The organism is Crocinitomix catalasitica ATCC 23190 (assembly GCF_000621625.1).
Lineage (GTDB): Bacteria > Bacteroidota > Bacteroidia > Flavobacteriales_D > Crocinitomicaceae > Crocinitomix > Crocinitomix catalasitica.
Map to the genome: position 1 here is coordinate 1 of NZ_JHXV01000063.1, position 1,623 is coordinate 1,623.

1 protein-coding gene is annotated in these 1,623 nt (G+C 33.0%); it reads right to left on the minus strand.

Annotation, left to right across the window (positions count from 1 at the left end; translation table 11 throughout):
* Window positions 1-139 precede the first annotated feature (139 nt).
* Entirely contained in the window at window positions 140-1,486 is a 1,347-nt protein-coding gene (locus T367_RS0118285) for a TlpA family protein disulfide reductase (protein WP_027421135.1), read from the minus strand.
* Window positions 1,487-1,623 lie beyond the last annotated feature (137 nt).

The window sequence follows — 1,623 nt, forward strand, 5'->3', positions numbered from 1 at the left end:
CTGACATATAGCAAATATGCAAAAAAAAGATGATAGGAGTGGCATTACAAATGCCAAAATAAGAACACACACGTTCGGCAAAAGCTCAGTGCAACACTCATTACGCTTTGCAAAATGAGCGCGAGATTTAGGTTTTAATTTACAAATGAGATTGTAATTCTTCAACTAAACCTGGATGCGAAGGGTGTTTGGCATTGGGATCTATAATTTTACCTTCTTGATCAATTAATATATAGCGAGGATAGCCAAATACATCAAAAGCTTCGAAAAATGGATTGTTATTCTTAGGAGCGTTTAAGTTGATACCTTTAACATTGTATTTGGCAATGGCGGCGAGCCAATCTTCTGTATTATCGATTGAAATGTTCAGGAATACGATGTTTTTGTCGGAGAATGAGTCTTTCAGTTTATTTAATGTTGGCATTGCTTTAATGCAAGGTGTGCAACCTCTATTCCATATATCAATATAAACCAGTTTTCCTTTAAAATCACTCAAACTAACTGCAGTACCGGCTGTATCTACATAAGTAAATTGAGGTGCTACCTTCCCAGGTAAAACATGTTGAATTTGTTCATATTTAGAAGTTACTTTAGGGAAAAGTCGATGATTACCCGCCAATTTTTTAACCAATACATATAAGCTATCGATTTGTTTTGTTTTTTTTAGCGAATAGATTCCTTCTTTAATTGCGATAACTTCTTTTATTTTTTCGTTTTCTACTGCCTGGTCAATTAATAGAAGGAATTCAAGAAAATAATCTTTACTTTCTTCATCTTCCCACACTTGATTATTTACTTCATTACGGAAATATCTTTCAACTAAACCAAGATAGTGGGGGACCTTCAAGTTTTCAACATTGTCGTAGTCAAAATCTTTAAATATACGCGGAAAATTTTCAGATACTTTAAATTCTCGATTATCCGTTATAAATCCATGAAAATCTCTATAATCAGCTAATCTATTGATATGTTCATATTCTAAATCTTTAGTTTCTAAAACCATAAAATCTTTATGAAAATCAGATTTGTATTCATTGAAAAGTTGATTGAATTCGGTGTTTACGGAGTCGGCTTTTCTTAAAAAATCAGTTTCATCAGACATATAATTGTGCATGCCATTCAACTCTTCAAATTGAGTGTTTTTTAGACCCAAATATTCATTTTCCTTGGCGCCATTACCTGAAAATAAAAAGCTATTGTCTGCCTTTTCATTGTATGATGCGATGAGGTTAAATTCTTCACCAATATAGATTTCTTGTCGCTGAGGTCCTAGTTTATAATAACCTGCTTCCAGTTCTTTTCCGAATGTTATTTTATTACCATTTTCAACAGTAAAAGTCTTGATGTGGAGATATTCGTTATCCAATAATGTCATTGAGTCTTTCGTTGTTTCAATAATATTTATGGTCAAAATAGGTTGATTATCATTTTGACTCCAAACTAGGTTTGTAGCCAAGGCAATGCATAAAAGAAAGATGATTTTCATGTTTTTAATATTGGCTGCGTGAAACAAATTACAAAGTTACCCACCTCGCGCTCATTTAGCGTTAGCGTAATGAGTGTGTTCTTCAGTCGCATTTGCAATGCGAATAACCTAAGTTTTAAAAAAGTGGAACAATTGGA